The organism is Cupriavidus sp. 01L415, from assembly GCF_056400065.1.
On record NZ_JBFTSP010000002.1, the window covers coordinates 440,050 to 460,409 of the forward strand.

15 protein-coding genes are annotated in these 20,360 nt (G+C 65.2%); 8 read left to right on the forward strand and 7 right to left on the reverse strand.

Going from position 1 to position 20,360, the window contains the following annotated elements; all coding sequences use genetic code 11:
* Positions 1-186 precede the first annotated feature (186 nt).
* Positions 187-4,233: a phosphoribosylformylglycinamidine synthase gene (gene purL / locus AC1DOX_RS07270; protein WP_441614442.1), complete on the forward strand. Its 4,047-nt coding sequence runs from the start codon at positions 187-189 to the stop codon at positions 4,231-4,233.
* Between the two features lie 128 nt (positions 4,234-4,361).
* On the opposite strand, the gene AC1DOX_RS07275 is transcribed toward purL, so the two are convergent.
* The 6 genes from AC1DOX_RS07275 to AC1DOX_RS07300 all read right to left on the reverse strand — a co-directional run bounded on the left by AC1DOX_RS07275 (position 4,362) and on the right by AC1DOX_RS07300 (position 8,813).
* Positions 4,362-4,793 carry a hypothetical protein gene (locus AC1DOX_RS07275; RefSeq protein WP_441614440.1) on the reverse strand — a complete coding sequence of 144 codons (432 nt, stop codon included), beginning with the start codon at positions 4,791-4,793 and terminating at the stop codon, positions 4,362-4,364.
* A 190-nt stretch (positions 4,794-4,983) separates the two neighbouring features.
* On the reverse strand, positions 4,984-5,778 hold the full coding sequence (locus tag AC1DOX_RS07280) for a peptidylprolyl isomerase (protein WP_441614438.1): 795 nt from the start codon (positions 5,776-5,778) through the stop codon (positions 4,984-4,986).
* Between the two features lie 4 nt (positions 5,779-5,782).
* Complete coding sequence (locus AC1DOX_RS07285) at positions 5,783-6,097, reverse strand: BolA family protein (protein ID WP_092133831.1); 315 nt, start codon at positions 6,095-6,097, stop codon at positions 5,783-5,785.
* A 27-nt stretch (positions 6,098-6,124) separates the two neighbouring features.
* On the reverse strand, positions 6,125-6,664 hold the full coding sequence (locus tag AC1DOX_RS07290; RefSeq protein ID WP_092133829.1) for a septation protein A: 540 nt from the start codon (positions 6,662-6,664) through the stop codon (positions 6,125-6,127).
* Between the two features lie 85 nt (positions 6,665-6,749).
* A complete protein-coding gene (msrB, locus tag AC1DOX_RS07295) occupies positions 6,750-7,157 on the reverse strand; it encodes a peptide-methionine (R)-S-oxide reductase MsrB (protein ID WP_441614436.1) in 408 nt (135 codons plus the stop codon).
* Positions 7,158-7,253: 96 nt separating this feature from the next.
* The gene (locus AC1DOX_RS07300) at positions 7,254-8,813 is read right to left on the reverse strand and encodes a protein adenylyltransferase SelO (RefSeq protein WP_441614434.1); all 1,560 of its coding nucleotides are present in this window, start codon (positions 8,811-8,813) and stop codon (positions 7,254-7,256) included.
* Positions 8,814-9,200: 387 nt separating this feature from the next.
* On the opposite strand from AC1DOX_RS07300, the gene AC1DOX_RS07305 reads away from it, so the two are divergent.
* From AC1DOX_RS07305 to AC1DOX_RS07330, 6 genes are all read left to right on the forward strand, one after another.
* Positions 9,201-10,826: a 3-(methylthio)propionyl-CoA ligase gene (locus AC1DOX_RS07305; protein ID WP_441614432.1), complete on the forward strand. Its 1,626-nt coding sequence runs from the start codon at positions 9,201-9,203 to the stop codon at positions 10,824-10,826.
* A 186-nt stretch (positions 10,827-11,012) separates the two neighbouring features.
* Complete coding sequence (locus AC1DOX_RS07310; protein WP_092133822.1) at positions 11,013-12,263, forward strand: branched-chain amino acid ABC transporter substrate-binding protein; 1,251 nt, start codon at positions 11,013-11,015, stop codon at positions 12,261-12,263.
* Between the two features lie 146 nt (positions 12,264-12,409).
* Positions 12,410-13,357 carry a branched-chain amino acid ABC transporter permease gene (locus tag AC1DOX_RS07315; RefSeq protein ID WP_092133820.1) on the forward strand — a complete coding sequence of 316 codons (948 nt, stop codon included), beginning with the start codon at positions 12,410-12,412 and terminating at the stop codon, positions 13,355-13,357.
* A gap of 3 nt (positions 13,358-13,360) precedes the next feature.
* The gene (locus tag AC1DOX_RS07320; RefSeq protein WP_441614429.1) at positions 13,361-14,674 is read left to right on the forward strand and encodes a branched-chain amino acid ABC transporter permease; all 1,314 of its coding nucleotides are present in this window, start codon (positions 13,361-13,363) and stop codon (positions 14,672-14,674) included.
* Positions 14,671-15,468 (forward strand): ABC transporter ATP-binding protein, encoded by a 798-nt coding sequence (locus AC1DOX_RS07325; protein ID WP_441614427.1) that lies wholly within the window; start codon positions 14,671-14,673, stop codon positions 15,466-15,468. Before AC1DOX_RS07320 ends, AC1DOX_RS07325 begins: the two co-directional genes overlap by 4 nt.
* The gene (locus AC1DOX_RS07330; protein WP_092133814.1) at positions 15,468-16,181 is read left to right on the forward strand and encodes an ABC transporter ATP-binding protein; all 714 of its coding nucleotides are present in this window, start codon (positions 15,468-15,470) and stop codon (positions 16,179-16,181) included. The genes AC1DOX_RS07325 and AC1DOX_RS07330 overlap by 1 nt, the downstream gene beginning before the upstream one ends.
* 72 nt (positions 16,182-16,253) lie before the next feature.
* Here AC1DOX_RS07330 and AC1DOX_RS07335 read toward each other — a convergent pair whose 3' ends face one another.
* Complete coding sequence (locus AC1DOX_RS07335) at positions 16,254-17,777, reverse strand: amino acid permease (RefSeq protein WP_441614425.1); 1,524 nt, start codon at positions 17,775-17,777, stop codon at positions 16,254-16,256.
* Between the two features lie 481 nt (positions 17,778-18,258).
* Between AC1DOX_RS07335 and AC1DOX_RS07340 the strand changes: the two genes are divergently transcribed.
* Positions 18,259-20,340 carry a 3-hydroxyacyl-CoA dehydrogenase NAD-binding domain-containing protein gene (locus tag AC1DOX_RS07340; protein ID WP_441614423.1) on the forward strand — a complete coding sequence of 694 codons (2,082 nt, stop codon included), beginning with the start codon at positions 18,259-18,261 and terminating at the stop codon, positions 20,338-20,340.
* Positions 20,341-20,360 lie beyond the last annotated feature (20 nt).

The following is a 20,360-nucleotide window of genomic DNA, read 5'->3' on the forward strand; positions in this document are numbered from 1 at the left end:
AAGATTGCGCGCATAACCCGCACGGAAGGCCGGACACGACGCCCGTGTCCGATTCCATCCCATTGCGCAATGCAAAAAGCGGTCGCCGGCAAGGTACAATAGCGGTTTTCCGCCAGCCGGCACCCCATCCAGCGATGTCGGCGGCCGCCTGCCCCGACCTCCCTTCGCCTCCCGACCGCTACGATCATGGCGCATTTCTCATGCTTCCCCGGCGCTTTGGCGCTTTCCGCCTTCCGTCAGCAACGGCTGCTTGCCGCGCTTCAACAGATCGACGCCGATATTGAATCGGTGCACGGCCAGTTCCTGCATTTTGTCGACACCGACACCCCGTTGTCCGCCGAGGACCAGTCGCGCATCGCTGCGTTGCTGACCTATGGCGCGCCGTTCACCGCCCAGACCGATGGCGACCGCTTTGTCGTGATCCCGCGTTTCGGCACGATCTCGCCCTGGGCCAGCAAGGCGACCGACATCGCCCATAACTGCGGCCTCAACCACGTGCATCGCATCGAGCGCGGCGTCGAGATCACCGTGATCTGCAAGAAGGGCCTGCTGCGCGGCCGCAAGACGCTGGGCGCCGATGTGCGCGCCGCCGTTGCCGCGCATCTGTTCGACCGCATGACCGAGACCGTGGTCGCCACGCGCGAGGACGCCGCCGGCCTGTTCCAGGAACTGCCGGCCAAGCCGCTGCAGTTCATCGACATCGCGGGTGGCCGCGCCGCGCTGGCCGAGGCCAACACGGCGATGGGCCTGGCGCTGTCCGAGGACGAAATCGACTACCTGCTGGACGCCTATGGCAAGCTCGGCCGCAACCCGACCGACGTCGAGCTGATGATGTTCGCGCAGGCCAACAGCGAACACTGCCGCCACAAGATCTTCAACGCCACCTGGACCATCGATGGCGTGAACCAGGACAAGTCGCTGTTCGCCATGATCCGCAATACGCACCAGCTGAACCCGCAGGGTTCGATCGTGGCATATTCGGACAACTCCGCCGTGATGGAAGGCGATGTGGCCGAGCGCTGGTTCCCGCGTGGCGCGGACCAGAAGTACGGCCGCCACGAGGCGCTGACCCACACCCTGATGAAGGTGGAAACCCACAACCACCCGACCGCCATTTCGCCGTTCCCGGGGGCCTCCACCGGCGCCGGCGGCGAGATCCGCGACGAAGGTGCCACCGGCCGCGGCGCCAAGCCGAAGGCGGGCTTGACCGGCTTCACGGTGTCCAACCTGATGCTGCCGGACGCCGTCGAATCCTGGGAGAACGCGCGCGACGCGGCCCAGCCGATGGCCCATCGCAATCCGGACGACAAGGCCGGCGTGACCGGCAAGCCGGACCGCATCGCCTCGCCGCTGCAGATCATGATCGAAGGCCCGCTCGGCGGCGCCGCGTTCAACAACGAATTCGGCCGCGCCAACCTGGGCGGCTACTTCCGCGTCTACGAGCAGAACGTGGGCGGCACCGTACGCGGCTATCACAAGCCCATCATGATTGCCGGCGGTATCGGCAACATCGACGGCGGCCACACGCACAAGGACCCGCTGCCGGCCGGCACGCTGCTGATCCAGCTGGGCGGCCCGGGCATGCGCATCGGCATGGGCGGCGGCGCCGCCAGCTCGATGGCCACCGGCACCAACACGGCCGATCTGGACTTCGATTCGGTCCAGCGCGGCAACCCCGAAATGGAGCGCCGCGCGCAGGAAGTCATCAACGCGTGCTGGCAACTGGGCGATGAGAACCCGATCCTGTCGATCCACGATGTGGGCGCGGGCGGTATCTCGAATGCATTCCCGGAACTGGTGGACGGCGCCGACCGCGGTGCGCGCTTCGACCTGCGCCAGGTGCATCTGGAAGAGTCGGGCCTGTCCCCGGCGGAAATCTGGTGCAACGAGTCGCAGGAGCGCTATGTGCTGGCGATCGGCCCGAACAGCTTTGCCCAGTTCCAGGCGATGTGCGAGCGCGAGCGCGCGCCGTTTGCCGTGGTCGGCGTGGCCACGGAAGAAAAGCAGCTGCAACTAGTGGATGCGCACGTGGACGCGTCGCTCAAGGCGCACTACGCGGTCGACATGCCGATGGATGTGCTGCTCGGCAAGCCGCCGCGCATGCACCGTGACGTGACGCGCGTGGCGCAGGAACTGCCGGCCGTAGACGTGACCGGAATTGCGCTGGAGCAGGCGGTCAAGGATGTGCTGCGGCACCCGACCGTCGCCAGCAAGTCGTTCCTGATCACGATCGGCGACCGTACCGTTGGCGGCATGAATGCCCGCGACCAGATGGTTGGCCCATGGCAGGTGCCGGTGGCGGACGTGGCCGTGACCACGCTCGACTACAAGGGCAATGCCGGCGAAGCGATGACGATGGGCGAGCGCACGCCGCTGGCCGTGATCGACGCCCCGGCGTCCGGGCGCATGGCGATCGGCGAGGCGCTGACCAACCTGGCCGCCGCGCCGGTCAAGGACCTGGGCAAGGTCAAGCTGTCGGCCAACTGGATGGCCGCGTGCGGCGTCGCCGGCGAGGATGCCAGGCTGTACGACACCGTGCACGCGGTCGGCATGGAGCTGTGCCCGGCACTGGGCATCAGCATCCCGGTGGGCAAGGATTCGCTGTCCATGCGCACCAAGTGGTCGGATGCCGAGGGCGACAAGGAAGTGGTGGCGCCGGTGTCACTGATCATCTCGGCGTTTGCCGCCGTGGATGACGTCAACCGGACGCTGACGCCGCAACTGCGCACGGACCTGGGTGACAGCGTGCTGATCGCCATCGACCTGGGTCGTGGCAAGAATCGCATGGGTGGCAGCATCCTGGCGCAGGTCACGCAGCAGGTGGGCGACAGCGCGCCGGACGTGGACAGCGCCGAAGACCTGAAGAATTTCTTCAACGTGATCCAGCGCCTGAACCGCGAGGGCAAGCTGCTGGCCTATCACGACCGCTCGGATGGCGGCTTCCTCGCGGCCGTGGCCGAGATGGCGTTTGCCGGCCACTGCGGCGTGTCGCTGAACGTGGATATGCTCGCGCTGGACCCGGGCCAGGAGCAGGACTACGGCGACGCCAAGAACTGGGCGCAGCAGGTGGCCGAGCGTCGCAACGACCAGACGCTGCGCGCGCTGTTCTCGGAAGAGCTTGGCGCGGTGATCCAGGTGCGCCTGGACGAGCGCGACACCGTGTTCGGCGTGCTGCGCGAAGCGGGCCTGTCGGCCTGCAGCCATGTGATCGGCAAGCCCAATGCGTCCGACCAGGTCGAGATCTATCGCGACGCCAAGAAGGTGTTCGGTGCCGCGCGCGCCGAGCTGCAACGCAACTGGACCGAAGTCAGCTGGCGCATCGCGCGCCTGCGCGACAACCCGGCCTGCGCGGACAGCGAATACGATCGCCTGCTGGATGCCAGCGACCCCGGCATTCGCCCGGTGCTCACGTTCGATACGGCCGAAGACATCGCCGCGCCGTTCATCGCCACCGGCGCCCGCCCGCGTGTGGCCATCCTGCGCGAGCAGGGCGTCAACTCGCAGATCGAGATGGCGTACAGCATGGATCGCGCCGGCTTTGACGCGCACGACGTGCATATGAGCGACCTGATCGCCGGCCGCGCCAACCTGGCGGACTTCAGCGGCTTCGTGGCCTGCGGTGGCTTCAGCTACGGCGACGTGCTGGGTGCCGGTGAAGGCTGGGCCAAGACGATCCTGTTCAACGCGCAGATGGCCGAGCAGTTCGCGGCGTTCTTCAACCGTCAGGACACCTTTGCGCTGGGCGTTTGCAACGGCTGCCAGATGATGAGCAACCTGGCCCCGATCATCCCGGGTGCCAATGCGTGGCCCAAGTTCACGCGCAACCAGTCGGAGCAGTACGAGGCGCGCTTCGTCACGGTGGAAGTGCAACAGTCGTCGTCGATCTTCTTTGCCGGCATGGAAGGCAGCCGTATTCCGATCGTCGTGGCACACGGCGAAGGGTTTGCCGACTTTTCCCAGCAGGGTGACATCAACGCTGCCAAGGTGGCGCTGCGCTTCGTCGACAACCAGGGCGTGGCAACGCAGACCTATCCGCTGAATCCGAACGGTTCGCCGGAAGGCATCACGTCGGTGACGACCGTGGACGGCCGCTTCACCGTGCTGATGCCGCACCCGGAGCGCGTGTTCCGTGCCGCGACCATGAGCTGGGCGCCGGATGCCTGGAAGCAAGCGGCCGAGGGTGACAGCCCGTGGATGCGCATGTTCCGCAATGCGCGGAAGTGGGTGGGATAACCGCCAGGTTCGACTCGCCGCAGTAGCAATAAGGCCCGCGTAAGCGGGCCTTATTGTTTGGGGTGCGGAGAGCTGTATAGGGGAAGGGGGAAAGGCGGGGAGCAGATGCGGCAGTCTTGCAGGCGAGCCTACGCCACCGCGGCAGGCGCTGCCCCGCCGGCTCCACCGCTGCCATCTGCCCCGTCGGGGGACTCGGGGTCTCCGGGTGTGCCCGCATCGGGGGGCGTCATCGACGGCATATACAGTCGGGCACTCCAGGGCAGGTATCGCGAATAGAGCAGCCGCATGCGGTCCGAATCGGGCGGCACGTCGATCTCGCCGTGGATCTCCATGTAGGCGATCGTGGCCTGCAGCAGCTTGGACTGCGCGTAGCGGTCGCGCGTAGGCACGTAGGGGTGGAGGTGGCGCCAGCGCATGCCGGTGCACTCGATATTGGGCATGCCCAGCGCGCAGTAAATGATGCCGCTGGAATAGAGGTGCCACATGTGCCAGTAGCCGCTCGTTACGCCCATCGTCGCATTGCCCTCTGTTGTGTTCTGGCGGCGCGGCGCACGGGTCATTCCCGGCGACCGGCACCAAACAACCAGAATTCGGATTTTACCGATGGGCCCGACCAGCGGAAATGGAAAGATGTCACCAAAGTGTGCCTTAGCGCGCTTAACCCGGTGATCTGGGACCCTCCGGTGCCGCGTCCCAAAAAGAAAACCAGCGCCGAAGCGCCGGTTTTTTCTTGGGGCAGTGCGAAGGTCCTTACTGGATCTTGGCCTTGTCCTTGAGCGACTTCATCATCGCCTGGAACTGCTCGCGTTGCCAGCCCTGGTCGCCCATCAGCATCTGCTGGAGCTGGGGCTTCACTTCCTCGAACGAGGGGATCTTGGCGTCGCGCGTATCCACCAGTTCGATGATGTGCCAGCCAAACTGGGTCTTGACCGGGGTGTCGGTCATCTGGCCCTTCTTCAGGCCGGTCATCGCGGCCGAGAATTCCGGCACGTAGCTGCTGCTGTTGGCCCAGTCCAGGTCGCCGCCGTTGGTCGCGGAGCCCGTGTCCTTCGACGACGCCTTGGCGACGTCCTCGAACTTGGCGCCGCCCTTGATCTTGGCGATCAGCGCCTTGGCGTCGGCTTCCTTTTCCACCAGGATGTGGCGGGCGTGGTATTCCTTGCCGTTGCCGAACTGCGACTTGATCTTCTCGTACTGCTTGCGCAGTTCGTCGTCGCTGGCACCGTGGGTCCGCACGTAGTCCTCGAACACGGCGCCCGCCAGCACGTTCAGCTTGGCCTGTTCCAGTTGTTCCTGCACGTCGTCACGCTGGGTGATGCCGCGCTTGCCGGCTTCTTGCAGCAGCAGTTCCCGGTCGATCAGCATGGTGCGGGCACGGTCGCGCAGCTCCGGGCTAGCGGGCTGGCCGGTGCCGGCGATCAGCTTGTCCAGCTTGGCCGAGGGGATGGGCTTGCCATTCACAACGGCGGCGTTCTGGGCGATTGCAGGCAGGCTGCCAGCAGCAAGCACAGCCGCCAGGCTGAACGAGAGGACGGTGGTCTTCATGGAATCAGGTCTGAGAGTTGCGGGTAGCGTCGCGTGATGCTTCGCGGGATTGATATTCTTGGTCGGTATATGCGCTCACTGCCAGCGCGTGAATCTGCGAGGGGAACAGCGCGCGCAGCGCATCATACACCATGCGGTGACGCGTTACGCGGGAGTGCCCCGCAAACTGCTCGCTCACGATCGTGACATCGTAGTGGCCTCCGCCGGACGCCGCGCCGGCATGGCCGGCATGGGCCGCGCTGTCATCGCGCACGGCAAGGCGGGAGGGGGCGAGGGCCGCGCGCAGCAGCGCCTCGATGGTGGCGGGATCGGCTGCCATCCGGGTTCCTTCGTTGGGGTGGGTCCGTTACTCGGACGGGGTTTCCTGGATGTGGCGCGACAGCCAGATGCTCTGGACCACGATGAAGACGACCATCAGGCCCATGCTGCCGAACAGCTTGAAGTTGACCCAGGTGTCGGTGGAAAACTGATAGGCCACGTACAGGTTCACGACGCCCATTGCCGCGAAGAAGGCGGCCCAGGCGGCGTTCAGGCGGCTCCACGTCGCATCCGGAAGGGTGACCTGCTTTTCCATCATGGCGCGGACCAGGTTCTTGCGCCAGCCGACCACCGAGCCGATCAGCGTCACGGCGAACAGCCAGTACAGCACCGTGGGCTTCCATTTGATAAAGGTCTCGTTGTGCAGCAGGATGGTGGCGCCGCCGAACACGCCGATGATGACCAGGCTGACCCATTGCATCGGCTCCACCTTGCCGTGCCGGAAGCGCACCCACGCAATCTGCAGGACCGTGGCGACGATGGCCGCCGCCGTGGCCGGATAGATGCCGAACAGCTTGAAGGCGATGAAGAACAGGATGACCGGGAACAGGTCGAAAAGAAATTTCATGCGGACGAGGTCTGGTTGGCGGGCCCGAGGGCCCGCGTGTGATCCGGGATACGGATCGATGCTGGCGTCCGGTGTAACGGCGGCGTCACCCGCGGTCGGCCGGATCCCGATCGTCGAATTTTAACGCAGCCGAGTTGATGCAATAGCGCAAACCGGTCGGGGCCGGGCCGTCCTCGAAAACGTGGCCCAGATGGCTGTCGCATTCCTTGCACCGGACTTCGACGCGCGTCATGCCGTGAGTGTGGTCCACGTGCTCGGCGATGACTTCGCCGTTGATCGGGCGGAAGTAGCTCGGCCAGCCGCAGCCGGCATCGAACTTGGTGGACGACTCGAACAGCGGCGTGCCGCAGCCCACGCAATGGTAGATGCCCCGGTTCCAGTGGTCCCAGTAGCGGCCCGTGAACGGACGCTCGGTCGCGGCTTCCCGCGCCACGCGGTATTCGATGTCGGAGAGTTGGTCACGCCACTCGGCGTCGGTCTTGGTCGTGGTCATCTTGCTTCCTTTCAGGTTCGGCGGCCGGCCGGGCCGCCGAGGAGCCAGTTAGTCGGTCTTGCCTCGCGCGCCTTACAACCTCGCGGGCACGCCGCATCAGGACGAGCAGCTCACTTCGAGCCCGGACGCCCAGTCCGGCGGCAGCGTTGCGTAATGTTCCGATTCGGGCTGCTCGTCGAACGGCCGGGACAGCACCGCCAGCAGCCGGTCCACTTCGCCGAAGTCCTTGTCGCGCGCGGCGCGGATGGCGGTTTCGGCCAGGTGGTTGCGCAGCACATATTTCGGATTGACAGCGAGCATCGCCACGGCACGCGCCGCATCGTCCGATTGCTCGGCCTGCAGGCGGGTGCGATATTCCGCCGCCCAGGCATCCCACGCGGCTCGGTCCAGGAACAGGTCGCGCACCGGCGCGTCGCCCGACGCATCCGCCGCTGATATGCGGGCGAGGTTGCGCCAGAACAAGGTGTAGTCCACGCGGTTGGCATGCAGCACGCGGAACAAGTTGGTCAGCAGCGCCTCGTCCTCGTTGTCCTCGCCACCCAGCGGGCGCAGGCCCAGCTTGGCGCGATACTGACTGAAGAACGCGGCGGCATAGCGGTCGCGGAACGGGTCCAGCGCCTCGCGCGCGGCGGCCACGGCAGCTTCCTTTTCCGCCTCCTGGTCGGCGGCATCCGCATCGCGCCAGAGCGGCAGCAGCGCCTGCGCCAGACAATGCAGGTTCCAGAACGCGACCTGCGGCTGCTGGCTGTAGGCGTAGCGGCCCTGCTGGTCGGAATGGTTGCAGATATGGTTGGCGTCAAACGCGTCCAGGAAACCGAACGGGCCATAGTCGATGGTCAGCCCGAGGATCGACATGTTGTCGGTGTTCATGACGCCATGACAGAACCCCACGGCCTGCCACTGGGCCACCAGGTCCGCCGTGCGCAGCGAGACCTCGCGCAGCAGCGCCTGGTAGGGGCTGGCCGCGTCGCGGCAGGCCGGGTAGAAGCGGTCGATCACGAAATCGGCCAGCTGGCGCAGCGACGCGTGGTCCTCGCGCGCCGCGAAATGCTCGAAATGGCCGAAGCGGATAAAGCTCGGCGCCAGCCGGGTGACCACGGCGGAGGTCTCGATGGTCTCGCGGCGCACCGGCGCGTCGGACCCGATGATCGACAGCGCCCGGGTGGTCGGCACGCCCAGCGCGAACATGGCTTCCGAGCACAAGTATTCGCGGATCGACGAACGCAGCACGGCGCGGCCATCGGCCATGCGCGAGTAGGGCGTCAGGCCGGCTCCCTTGAGCTGGATTTCCCACGGACCGTCCGGCATCTGCGCTTCCGCCAGCCGGATCGCCCGGCCGTCGCCGAGTTGGCCGGCCCATACGCCGAACTGGTGGCCCGAGTAGACGGAGGCGAGCGGGTCGGACCAGTCGGGGATGCTGTTGCCGACGAAGGCATCGATGAAGTCCGGCTCGCGTGCGGCCAGGCCGATCGTGCCGGCATCCCAGCCCAGCAGCGCGGCGGCGGCGGGGGCCACGCTGACCAGGTAGGGCGATGGCAGCGGCGTGGGGGGCAGTCGGGTGAAGAAACGCTCGCCCAGCGCGGCAAAGCCGGGTGCGGTGCGGAACGGCACGGAGTAGGGCGATCGCTTCAACGCGTCGTGGGAATCGGTGGACATCGACAGCCTATGCGCAAGGGGCGCTATTTGCGGGGTGAATGGTACGGAGCCGGATGGCGTTTCCGCGTGCCCTGTTCACGTGCGCCAACAGGCTAGGGGAAAACGACATATTGAGACACATCTGGGCTCGCAGTATTGTACTTGCACCGGTTTTCCCCTGTCGGCCAAGGGGTGTCCGCGTCGGCGCCACGCCACGCAAATAGCGGACATCAATTTCGTGCATGACAGGGCCCGCGTGCCGCTGGAGAGAGAGGTCACGGCATGCGTCAAATGCAAACATCACCAGGGTTTTATTTTTGCTGTTGGCAGGGTGTGGGAACAATCGGCCAAAAATAAGAACGGTTGTTCGTTTTTTCGACCGATCAATATAAGACTGGAGACCATTTCATGGCACTGATGGGTCAAATGATGAGCGCGCCGCTGCTCATTTCCTCCATCATCAAGCACGCTGCACGCTATTACGGCAGCACCGAAATCGTCTCGCGACGGACGGAGGGCGACCTCCACCGCTACACCTACCGGGATTGCGAATTGCGGGCCCGCAAGCTGGCGCAGGCGCTGGGTGCGCTGGGCGTGCAACAGGGCGAGCGCGTCGGCACGCTGGCCTGGAATGGCTACCGGCACCTCGAGGTTTACTACGGCGTGTCCGGCATGGGCGCCGTGTGCCACACCATCAATCCGCGCCTGTTTCCCGAGCAGATCGCCTATATCGTCAATCACGCGGAGGACGGCTACGTCTTCTTCGATTCGACGTTCCTGCCGCTGGTGGAAGGCGTGGCCCCGCACTGCCCGAAGGTGAAGGGCTGGGTCATCATGACCGACCGCGCCCACATGCCGGCCGAGCCGAAGGTCCCGCTGATCTGCTACGAGGACCTGATCGACGCGCAGGACGGCAACTATGACTGGCCGGAGTTCGACGAGAACCTCGCGTCCAGCCTCTGCTACACGTCCGGCACCACCGGCAACCCCAAGGGTGCGCTGTACTCCCATCGCTCCACGGTGTTGCACTCGTATGCGTCTGCATTGCCCGATGCGCTGGGCTGTTCGGCGCGCGACGTGATCCTTCCGGTCGTGCCGATGTTCCACGTCAATGCATGGGGCCTGCCGTATTCGGTGCCGCTGGTCGGCGCCAAGCTGGTGTTCCCCGGTGCGAAGCTCGATGGCGCATCGCTCTATGAGCTGTTCGAGCAGGAGAAGGTGACCTTCTCCGCCGGTGTGCCGACGGTCTGGCTGGGGCTGCTCCAGTACATCCAGAGCAACAAGCTGAAATTCTCCACCTTCCGCCGCACCGTGATCGGCGGTTCGGCCGCGCCGCCCGCCATGATTCGCGCGCTGGAGGCGCTGGACGTGGAGGTCATCCACGCGTGGGGCATGACGGAGATGTCGCCGCTGGGCACGTCGTGCAAGCTGCTGGCCCGCCACAACGATCTGCCGGAGGACGAGCGCCACAAGATCCTCGAAAAGCAGGGTCGCGTGATCTACGGCGTGGACATGAAGATCGTCGACGGCGAAGGGCAGGAGCTGCCCTGGGACGGCAAGGCGTTCGGCGACCTGCTCGTGCGCGGCCCGTGGGTCATCGGGCAGTACTACCGCAACGACAACAACCCGCTGGTCGATGGCTGGTTCCCCACCGGGGACGTGGCGACGATCGACCAGGAGGGCTACATGCAGATCACGGACCGCAGCAAGGACGTGATCAAGTCCGGCGGCGAGTGGATTTCGTCGATCGACGTCGAAAACGTGGCCGCGGCGCATCCCGCCGTGCATATGGCCGCGTGCATCTCGGCCTATCACCCCAAGTGGGACGAGCGCCCGCTGCTGGTGGTGGTGAAGCGGCCTAACACGGACGTCACGCGCGAAGAACTGCTGGGCTTCTTCGAAGGCAAGGTCGCCAAATGGTGGATTCCCGACGACGTGGCCTTTGTCACGGAAATCCCGCTGACCGCCACGGGCAAGATGCAGAAGCTCAAGCTGCGCGATCAGTTCAAGGACTACAAGCTGCCCACCGCCTGAGCCCCATCCAGGCGTATTTCCCATAGCAGGCAGCAGCAGGCATTTGCGGCGTCCCGTCGAGGGGCGCCGCAGAGACGGCGGTACACGCGAGGAGGGCGTGGCCGTCGTCGGATCCCGGTCGTCCGCGCGCAATGCCGCGGGCAGCCGTTCCATTCGCCAAACGACAATAGAGTGAAGGAGACAGGTATGACCAAGATGCGTCCGCTGGTAGCCGGTGTGGCGGTATTTGCGGCACTGGGTTCCACGCTGGTTTCGGGCATGGCGGCAGCCGAAACGGTGAAGATTGCCTTCATCGATCCGTTGTCTGGGCTGATGGCCCCGGTGGGACAGAACCAGTTGAAGAGCTGGCAGTTTGTGGCCGATGTGGCCAACCAGAAGGGCTGGGGCGGCGCAAACAAGTTTGAAGTGGTGGGCTTCGACAACAAGCTCTCGCCGCAGGAAAGCCTGACCATCCTCAAGCAGGCGGTGGACCAGAACATCCGCTATATCGTGCAGGGCAACGGATCGTCCGTGGGCCTGGCGCTGGAAGACGCGGTGGCCAAGCACAACGAGCGCAACCCCGGCAAGGAGATCATCTACCTGAACTACGCCGCGGTGGATCCGGACATGACCAACAGCAAATGCAGCTACTGGCATTTCCGGCTGGACGCCAATTCCGACATGAAGATGGAGGCCCTGACCACCTACCTGGCCAAGGATCCCAACGTCAAGAAGGTCTACCTGATCAACCAGAACTATTCGTTCGGACATCAGGTGACGCGCGCAGCCAAGGAGTACCTGAAGCGCAAGCGCCCGGACATCCAGATCGTGGGTGAAGACCTGCACCCGCTGGCACAGGTCAAGGACTTTGCGCCGTACGCGGCCAAGATCAAGGCTTCCGGCGCCGATACCGTCATCACCGGCAACTGGGGCAGCGACCTGGCGTTGCTGATCAAGGCCGGCAAGGACGCCGGGCTCACCACCAACTACTACACCTACTACGCCGCCACCACGGGCGTGCCGACCGCCATGGGCGCGTCTGGCGCGGAGCATGTCAAGTACGTCGGCTACTACAACCCGAACAACGAGGGCTTCAAGGGCGCCGACGTCGTCGAGGGCTACAAGAAGAAGTACAACGACGACTTCTACGTGATGGCGTCCTACACGGGCATCGCCATGCTCGCCAAGGCCATGAAGGACGCCGGCTCCACCGATCCGGTCAAGGTGGCCAAGGCGCTGGAAGGCATCAAGGTCGACAGCATGAACGGCACCGTGGAGATGCGGAACACGGACCACCAGGCCCAGCAACCGCTGGTGGTGGCCACATGGACCAAGGTCAACGGCAAGGACATCAAGTTCGACCAGGAGAACACCGGCTACGGCTGGAAGACCAATGCGCAGCTCGACCCGTTCGTGGCCGCGCAGCCGACTTCCTGCCAGATGAAGCGGCCGGGCTGAACGTGGGCGGCCGATGGTGGCGGTGCGACGCCGCCGCCACTTGCTGCATACTCCTGACCTGCCGGACCTGACCCGCGCTGAACCGCCGTCCCTGGCTCCGGGGGCGGCGGCATCCGGGCATCCGGGATGCATTTCAAGGATCCGCGGTGGAATTTTTCGTCATCTCGCTGTTGAACGGCATCAGCTACGGGCTGTTGCTGTTCATGCTGTCCTCGGGGCTCACGCTCATCTTCAGCATGATGGGTGTGCTCAATTTCGCGCACGCCAGCTTCTATATGCTGGGCGCCTACTTTGCCTACACCATCGCCACCAAGGTTGGCTTCTGGCCCGCGCTGATCCTGGCGCCGCTGCTGGTGGCCGGCGCCGGGGCGCTCGTGGAGCGCTTCGGCCTGCGCACCGTCCACAAGTACGGGCATGTAGCCGAACTGCTGTTCACCTTCGGCCTGGCCTATCTGATCGAGGAAGGTGTCAAGCTGGTCTGGGGCCTGGCCGCGGTGCCGTACCGGATACCGGCCGAACTCGACGGCCCGTTGTTCACGGTGTTCACCTCGTCGTTCCCCAAATACCGCGCCTTCATGATGCTGGTGTCGATGAGCATGCTGGTGGCGATCTACTTGGTGCTGACGCGCACGCGCATCGGGCTGGTCATCCAGGCCGCGCTGACGCACCCGGAGATGGTGGAGGCGCTGGGCCACAACGTGCCGCGCGTCTTCATGATGGTGTTTGGCGGTGGGGCGGCGCTGGCCGGACTGGCCGGCGTCATCGGCGGCAATGCCTTCGTGACGGAGCCGTCTATGGCGGCGGCGGTCGGGACCATCGTCTTCGTGGTGGCCGTGGTGGGCGGCATGGGGTCGCTGGTCGGGGCGTTCATTGCCTCGATCCTGATCGGCGTGCTGCAGACCTTCGCGGTGACGATCGATGCCTCCCTGGCCGGCCTGCTCGGCAGCCTTGGCATGGCCGTGACGGACGCCACGCCGTTCAGTTCGCTATGGAAGCTCACGGTGGCGCAGGTGGCCCCGGTGCTGCCGTACCTGTTGCTGGTGGTGATGCTGATTTTCCGCCCACGCGGGCTCATGGGTACCCGGGAGAGCTGAGCGATGGAGTCGACAACCATGCAACAACGCCCGGATCAGGTCGTGACCGGCCGCACGATGCGCTATCGGCCGCTCAACCTGGCGCGCTGGCTGATCTGGGGCCTCACGGCCCTGATGATGCTGGTGCTGCCGTTGATCTTCACGGGCGGTTTCGCGGTGACGCTGATGTCGCAGATGGGCATCATGATCATCTTCGCGCTGTCCTACAACATGCTGCTCGGGCAGACCGGCATGCTGTCATTCGGGCACGCGGTCTATTCCGGGCTGGGCGCCTTTATCGCCGTGCACGTGCTGAACATGATCGGCGCGGGCAAGGTCTGGCTGCCGGTGTCGATGTTGCCGCTGGTGGGCGGGCTGGCCGGCGCGTTCTTCGGCGTGTTGTTCGGCTACGTGACCACCAAGAAGTCCGGCACCACGTTTGCCATGATCACGATGGGCATCGGCGAGATGGTGTTCGCCAGTTCGCTGATGTTCCCCGACTTCTTTGGAGGCGAGGGCGGCATCTCCACCAATCGAGTGGTAGGGGAGTCGTTCCTCGGCCTGACGTTCGGTCCGGGCCGGCAGGTCTACTACCTGATCGCCGCATGGTGCCTGGTGTCGATGGCGGCCATGTACGCGTGGACGCAGACGCCGCTGGGGCGCATTGCCAATGCGGTGCGCGACAACCCCGAGCGCGTGGAATTCATCGGCTACAACACCCAGCGCGTGCGGTATCTGGTGCTGATCCTGTCGGCGTTCTTCGCGGGCATTTCCGGCGCGCTGTCGGCCATCAACTTCGAGATCGTATCGGCCGAGAACGTCAGCGCCGTGCGCTCGGGCGGCGTGCTGCTGGCGGCGTTCATCGGCGGTGCCGGGGTGTTCTTCGGCCCGGTCATCGGCGCGGTGGTGTTCGTCCTGTTCGCGGTGGCGCTGTCGGACCTGACCAAGGCATGGCTGCTGTACCTTGGCCTGTTCTTCGTGATGATGGTGATGTTCGTGCCGGGTGGCATCGCCAGCCTGCTGCTGATGCAGCTGCCGCTGCTGGCGAAGAAGCGGCTCGGCCGGATGCTGCCGTCCTACGGCCAGGCCGCGGCCGCGGGCCTGGTGTTGCTGGCCGCGATGATCCTGACCGTGGAGCTGGTCTACAAGGTGCAGGTGGATAGCGCCAACGGCACCGCGATGCGGCTCTTCGGCATCGGTTTCGACGCGGGCACGCTGCCGCCGTGGATCGCCGCGGCGGCGCTCTGGACGGCGGGCTACTTTGCGTGGCGATGGGCGACGGGGCGCGTGCGCGCCGAACTCGACAAGATTCAGGCGGAATTCGGAGGTCAGGCATGACGGCGGCCACGACAGGCGTGGGCACGCCCGCGCTGGAACTCAACGACGTACGCAAGAAATTTGGCCAGACCGAGATCATCCGCGGCGTCTCGCTGACGATTGGCAAGGGCGAGCGTCACGCGCTGATCGGCCCGAACGGCGCCGGCAAATCCACCACCTTCAACCTGATCTCGGGTCGCTTCGCGCCGTCCTCGGGCTCCGTGAAGCTGAACGGCGAGAGCATCGCGGGACTGCGGCCCTTCGAGATCAACCGGATGGGCTTGTCGCGCAGTTTCCAGATCACCAATATCTTCCACCGGCTGTCGGTATTCGAGAATCTGCGCTGCGCCGTGCTGTGGGCGCTCGGCTACAAGTATTCGTTCTGGCACCGGCTGTCCGAGTTGCGCGATGCGCGCGAGCGGGCGGAGGAGGTGCTGGAGTTGATCGGCATGCAGCATCGCCGCCATACTCAGGCGGGGTTGCTGACCTATGCGGAGCAGCGCGCGCTGGAGATCGGCATCACGATCGCCGGCGGTGCCGAGGTGATCCTGCTGGATGAACCGACGGCCGGCATGAGCCGGTCGGAGTCCGACCATGCGGTAGAGCTGATCCGCAAGGTCACGGTCGGCAAGACGCTGATCATGGTGGAGCACGATATGAGCGTGGTGTTCGGCCTGGCGGACCGCATCTCGGTGCTGGTCTATGGCGAGGTCATCGCCACGGACACCCCGGCGGCCATCCGCAACAACCGCAAGGTCAAGGAGGCCTACCTGGGAACGACCCTCGACGAACCGGCCATGGAAGGAGCGCACTGATGGGCAAGCGCATGCTGGACGTCACCGGATTACACGCCTACTACGGCAAGAGCCACATCCTTCACGGCGTGGATGCCCATATCGACGAGGGCGAGATCGTGGCGCTGCTGGGGCGCAACGGGGTGGGGCGCTCGACCATGGCCAAGGCCATCCTCGGCATGGTTAAGGCGGAAGGCTCCGTGCGCTTCCGCGACCAGGAGATCCTGGGTCAGCGCACCTTCGAGATCGCCCATGCGGGCATCGGCTACGTGCCGGAGAACCGCGACATCTTTCCCTCGCTGACGGTGCGGCAGAACCTGCTGCTGGGGGAGAAGCGCAACCCTCGGCAGCCTAAGCCCCGGTGGACCGAGGAGGACATGTTCCGCATGTTCCCGCGCCTGAGGGAGCGCGAGCATACGGCAGCCGGCGTGCTGTCCGGCGGCGAGCAGCAGATGCTGACGCTGTGCCGCACGCTGATGGGCGACCCCGACCTGATCCTGATCGATGAGCCCACCGAAGGGCTGGCGCCGATGATCGTCACGCTGGTCGGGGACTTCCTGAAGACGCTCAAGGAACGGGGCGTCTCGGTGTTGCTGATCGAACAGAAACTGGCGATCGCGCTGGACATCTCCCAGCGCGTCTACGTGATGGGTCACGGCCACATCGTGTTCGAGGGCACGCCGGCGGACCTCAAGGCGAACACGCAGGTGCGCAAGGAGTGGCTGGAGGTGTAGCGTGCCACGGCGGGTCACATCGCCTCGTGCTGCAGCCCCCCGTGCCGCCCGCCTTGCGCCGCGTGGCTCGCTCTATGCCGCCTCTTGCCCGGCGCGCGCCGCGTCCACGGCGCGCCTGGCATTGGGCAACTCGAACGGCATGTCCTCGTAGTCGATCATCCGCGACTTGCGCACCAGCCGATAGCCGATCCATAGCGCCAGGAACATCGGTACACCGATATACGTGGCGAGGATTTCCTGCCAGCGGCCCGGAATATCGGCAAAGGCCTGGTAGTTCTGCCCGGCCACGATGACCAGGCACAGCACGCCCGCGAAGATCGGCCCGAACGGGTACAGCGGGGACCGGTAGGCGAGGTCGCTGAGCTGGTACCCCTGGGCGATCAGCCCGCGGCGGAACCGATAGTGGCTGACCGCGATACCGAGCCACGCGAAGAAACCGGTCATGGCCGACGTGTTCAACAGCCACAGGTACACGGCCTTGTCGCCGAACAGCGAACTGAAGAAGCACAAGGCACCGATCGCGGTCGTCGCCAGCAGCGCGTTGAACGGCACCCCGGCCCGTGTCAGCTTGCCGAACGCTCGCGGCGCACGGCCGCTGACGGCCAGGCCGTACAGGATCCGGGTGGAGACGTACATGCTCGAGGTGCCCGCCGACAGCAGCGCGGTGAGTACCACCGCGTTCATCAGTCCGGCGGCGAAGGCCAGCCCGGCGTGGCGGAACACCAGCGCGAACGGGCTCACGCCGACGTCGGTCACGTCGTTGCGCAGCAGGCTCGGGTCGGTGTAGGGAATCAGCACGCCGATGATCAGGATCGCCACCACATAGAACATCAGGATGCGCCAGAAGGTCTGGCGGATCGCGCGGGGAATCGTGCGGGCCGGGTCCTCGGCCTCGCCGGCGGCCACGCCGACGGTCTCGGTGCCCTGGAACGAGAACCCCGCGATCATCGCTACCGCGAACAGGCCCGGCACACCGCCCACGAAGGGGGCCTCGCCGGTGGTGAAGTTGTGCCAGCCGGATTGCGGTCCGCCCTTGAGAATGCCGAAGATCATCAGCACGCCCACGCCCAGGAAGATGATCACCGTGACGACCTTGATCAGCGCGAACCAGTATTCGGCCTCGCCAAAGCCGCGCACGGAAAACGCATTGAGCACGAACATCAGGGAGAGAAAGCCCGCGCTCCAGACCACGCCGGGAACGTCGGGAAACCAGTACTGCATGACGAGCTGCGCGGCGGTCAGCTCCACGGCGATGGTCACCGCCAGGCTGAACCAATAGTTCCAGCCGAGCGCGAAGCCGAAGCCTTCGTCCACGTACAAGGCGCTGTAGGTCACGAAGGAGCCGGCCACCGGCATGTGCACGGCCAGTTCGCCCAGGCTGGTCATCAGGCAATAGACCATCAGGCCGATGAGGCAGTAGGCCAGCAGGGCGCCGCCGGGGCCGGACTGGGCGATCGACGCGCCCGAGGCGACGAAGAGACCGGTACCGATGGCGCCGCCCAGCGCAATCATGGTCAGGTGGCGCGCCTTGAGCTTGCGGCGCAGGTCGTCATGCTCGACGACCGGGTGCTGGTGAGGGTGGGAGTGGGAAGACATCAGGGTCGCTGGAACTTCGGGGACCAGTGGCCTTGTGGGCCGCCGGGGCGTACGCCATCCCCAAAAACGAAAAGGCGCGAGTCTACCGTGTCTTTTTTAGTCGATTGGAGGACGGCGTCAAATAAAGTCGATTGCGCCTTCGATGCCGCCGATCCTGCTCGCGGCAAGTGCCGCTGGCGCCATAAGCCGGGCGTTTTCTACGGGTTCGCCCTGAGGGATTCCACCCCGGGCGAGGATCACCATGAACGCCGGAAAAAGCCGGCATGAAGCCCGCGCATGACGCGGTTTCCATGGCCGAAAATTGAAATTGAACGACCGTGCTATTTTGTGTATGCTTGATCCGCTCTTGTGCCCCCGGTTGCGCCCAGGGCCCGTGGAGCAAGGGATTGCGGGAATAAGAACAGTACTCGCGACACCCGGCAGGAAACCTTCATTCGAGAATTCGAATCCCGAGACAACTCAAGACACCAAAGGAACCCGCATGACAGCGCAATATCAGGTTCAGGACGGCGTAGCCGTCATCACGCTCGACAATCCCCCCGTCAACGGCCTTGGTCACAGTACCCGGCTGGGCATCGTCGAAGGCTTGACCCGTGCGCTGGACGATGCCGCCGTCAAGGCCATCGTCATCACCGGCGCCGGCAAGGCATTCTCGGGCGGCGCCGACATCCGTGAATTCAATACGCCCAAGGCTACGCAGGAGCCGACGCTGCATTCGGTGATCCGTGCCGTGGAAGCCTCGGCCAAGCCGGTCGTGGCCGCGATCCACTCCGTCGCCATGGGCGGCGGCCTGGAACTGGCCCTGGGCTGCAACTACCGCGTCGCCGCGAAGGGCGCCCAGATCGCGCTGCCGGAAGTCAAGCTCGGCCTGCTGCCGGGCGCTGGCGGCACGCAGCGCCTGCCGCGCGTGATCGGCCTCGAGCATGCCCTGAACATGATCGTGTCGGGCACGGCTATCCCCTCGGAGAAATTCGCCGGCTCGAAGCTGTTCGACGAGGTTGTCGATGGCGACGTCCTGCCCGCCGCCGTGAAGTTTGCCCAGAACGTGGCCGCCGCCCCCGGCCCGTACCCGAAGGTGCGCGACCTGAAGGTCAAGCACGAGAACGCCGAAGGCTTCCTGGCCTTCGCCAAGAACACCGTGGCTGCCGTGGCCAAGAATTTCCCGGCCCCGGGCAAGTGCGTGGAGGCCGTGGCCGCCTCGCTCAAGCCGTTCGAAGCCGGTCTGAAGGCCGAGCGCGAAGGCTTCATGTACCTGGTCGGCACGCCGGAATCGCGCGCGCTGCGCCATGCGTTCTTCGGTGAGCGCGCCGCCAGCAAGATCCCCGATGTGCCCGAAGGCACGCCGACCCGCAAGATCGAAAAGATCGCCGTGATCGGCGCCGGCACGATGGGCGGCGGCATCACCATGAACTTCCTGAACGCCGGCATTCCGGTGACCATGCTGGAAACGAAGCAGGAAGCGCTGGACCGCGGCGTGGCCACGATCCGCAAGAACTACGAAAACAGCGCCAAGAAGGGCAAGCTGACGCAGGAGAAGGTCGAGCAGCGCATGGCCCTGCTGACCCCGTCGCTGTCCTATGACGACATCAAGGACGCGGACATGGTGATCGAAGCCGTGTTCGAGGAAATGGGCGTCAAGGAAGTCGTCTTCAAGAAGCTGGACGAAGTGATGAAGGACGGCGCGATCCTGGCCTCCAACACCTCCACGCTAGACGTGAACAAGATTGCCTCGTTCACCAAGCGTCCGCAGGACGTGGTCGGCATGCACTTCTTCAGCCCGGCCAACGTGATGAAGCTGCTGGAAGTGGTGCGTGGCGAGAAGACCGGCAAGGACGTGCTGGCCACCGTGATGCAGATTGCCAAGAAGATCAAGAAGACCGCCGTGGTGTCGGGCGTGTGCGATGGCTTCATCGGCAACCGCATGATCGAGCAATACAGCCGCCAGGCTGGCTACCTGCTGGACGAAGGCGCGCTGCCGGAGCAAGTCGACAAGGCAATCGAGAAGTTCGGTTTCGCCATGGGCCCGTTCCGCATGGGCGACCTGGCCGGCAACGACATCGGCTGGGCCATCCGCAAGCGCCGCGCCGTGGACAAGCCGGACATCCAGTATTCGAAGACCGCCGACAAACTGTGCGAGCTGGGCCGCTTCGGCCAGAAGACGGGCGCCGGCTGGTACGACTACAAGGCGGGCGACCGCAAGCCGTACCCGAACCAGCAGGTCAACGACATGATCGTCGAGCACTCGAAGGAGCTCGGCATCGCGCGCCGCAAGATCTCGGATGAAGAGATCGTGGAACGCCTGGTGTTCGCGCTGGTGAACGAAGGCGCCAAGATCCTGCAGGAAGGCATTGCCTCGAAGGCATCGGACATCGACATGGTCTACCTGACCGGCTACGGCTTCCCGCTGTTCCGCGGTGGCCCGATGCTGTACGCGGACCAGGTGGGCCTGTTCAACGTGGCGCAGTCGATGAAGCGCTACGCCAAGGGTTACCACGGCGAAGCCTGGGCCGTCGCGCCGCTGCTGCAGAAGCTGGCCGACGAGGGCAAGGGCTTCAACGGCTGATGACCATCGCGTGAGGAAGC

Excerpts from the sequence above, each read along its gene's own strand:
- AC1DOX_RS07280 (WP_441614438.1), bottom strand. The coding sequence starts at position 5,778 with ATGAAGACCACCGTCCTCTCGTTCAGCCTGGCGGCTGTGCTTGCTGCT.
- AC1DOX_RS07275 (WP_441614440.1), bottom strand. The coding sequence starts at position 4,793 with ATGACCCGTGCGCCGCGCCGCCAGAACACAACAGAGGGCAATGCGACG.
- AC1DOX_RS07305 (WP_441614432.1), top strand. The coding sequence starts at position 9,201 with ATGGCACTGATGGGTCAAATGATGAGCGCGCCGCTGCTCATTTCCTCC.
- AC1DOX_RS07310 (WP_092133822.1), top strand. The coding sequence starts at position 11,013 with ATGACCAAGATGCGTCCGCTGGTAGCCGGTGTGGCGGTATTTGCGGCA.
- AC1DOX_RS07330 (WP_092133814.1), top strand. The coding sequence starts at position 15,468 with ATGGGCAAGCGCATGCTGGACGTCACCGGATTACACGCCTACTACGGC.
- AC1DOX_RS07320 (WP_441614429.1), top strand. The coding sequence starts at position 13,361 with ATGGAGTCGACAACCATGCAACAACGCCCGGATCAGGTCGTGACCGGC.
- msrB (WP_441614436.1), bottom strand. The coding sequence starts at position 7,157 with ATGACCACGACCAAGACCGACGCCGAGTGGCGTGACCAACTCTCCGAC.
- AC1DOX_RS07290 (WP_092133829.1), bottom strand. The coding sequence starts at position 6,664 with ATGAAATTTCTTTTCGACCTGTTCCCGGTCATCCTGTTCTTCATCGCC.
- AC1DOX_RS07335 (WP_441614425.1), bottom strand. The coding sequence starts at position 17,777 with ATGTCTTCCCACTCCCACCCTCACCAGCACCCGGTCGTCGAGCATGAC.
- AC1DOX_RS07300 (WP_441614434.1), bottom strand. The coding sequence starts at position 8,813 with ATGTCCACCGATTCCCACGACGCGTTGAAGCGATCGCCCTACTCCGTG.
- AC1DOX_RS07340 (WP_441614423.1), top strand. The coding sequence starts at position 18,259 with ATGACAGCGCAATATCAGGTTCAGGACGGCGTAGCCGTCATCACGCTC.
- AC1DOX_RS07325 (WP_441614427.1), top strand. The coding sequence starts at position 14,671 with ATGACGGCGGCCACGACAGGCGTGGGCACGCCCGCGCTGGAACTCAAC.
- AC1DOX_RS07285 (WP_092133831.1), bottom strand. The coding sequence starts at position 6,097 with ATGGCAGCCGATCCCGCCACCATCGAGGCGCTGCTGCGCGCGGCCCTC.
- purL (WP_441614442.1), top strand. The coding sequence starts at position 187 with ATGGCGCATTTCTCATGCTTCCCCGGCGCTTTGGCGCTTTCCGCCTTC.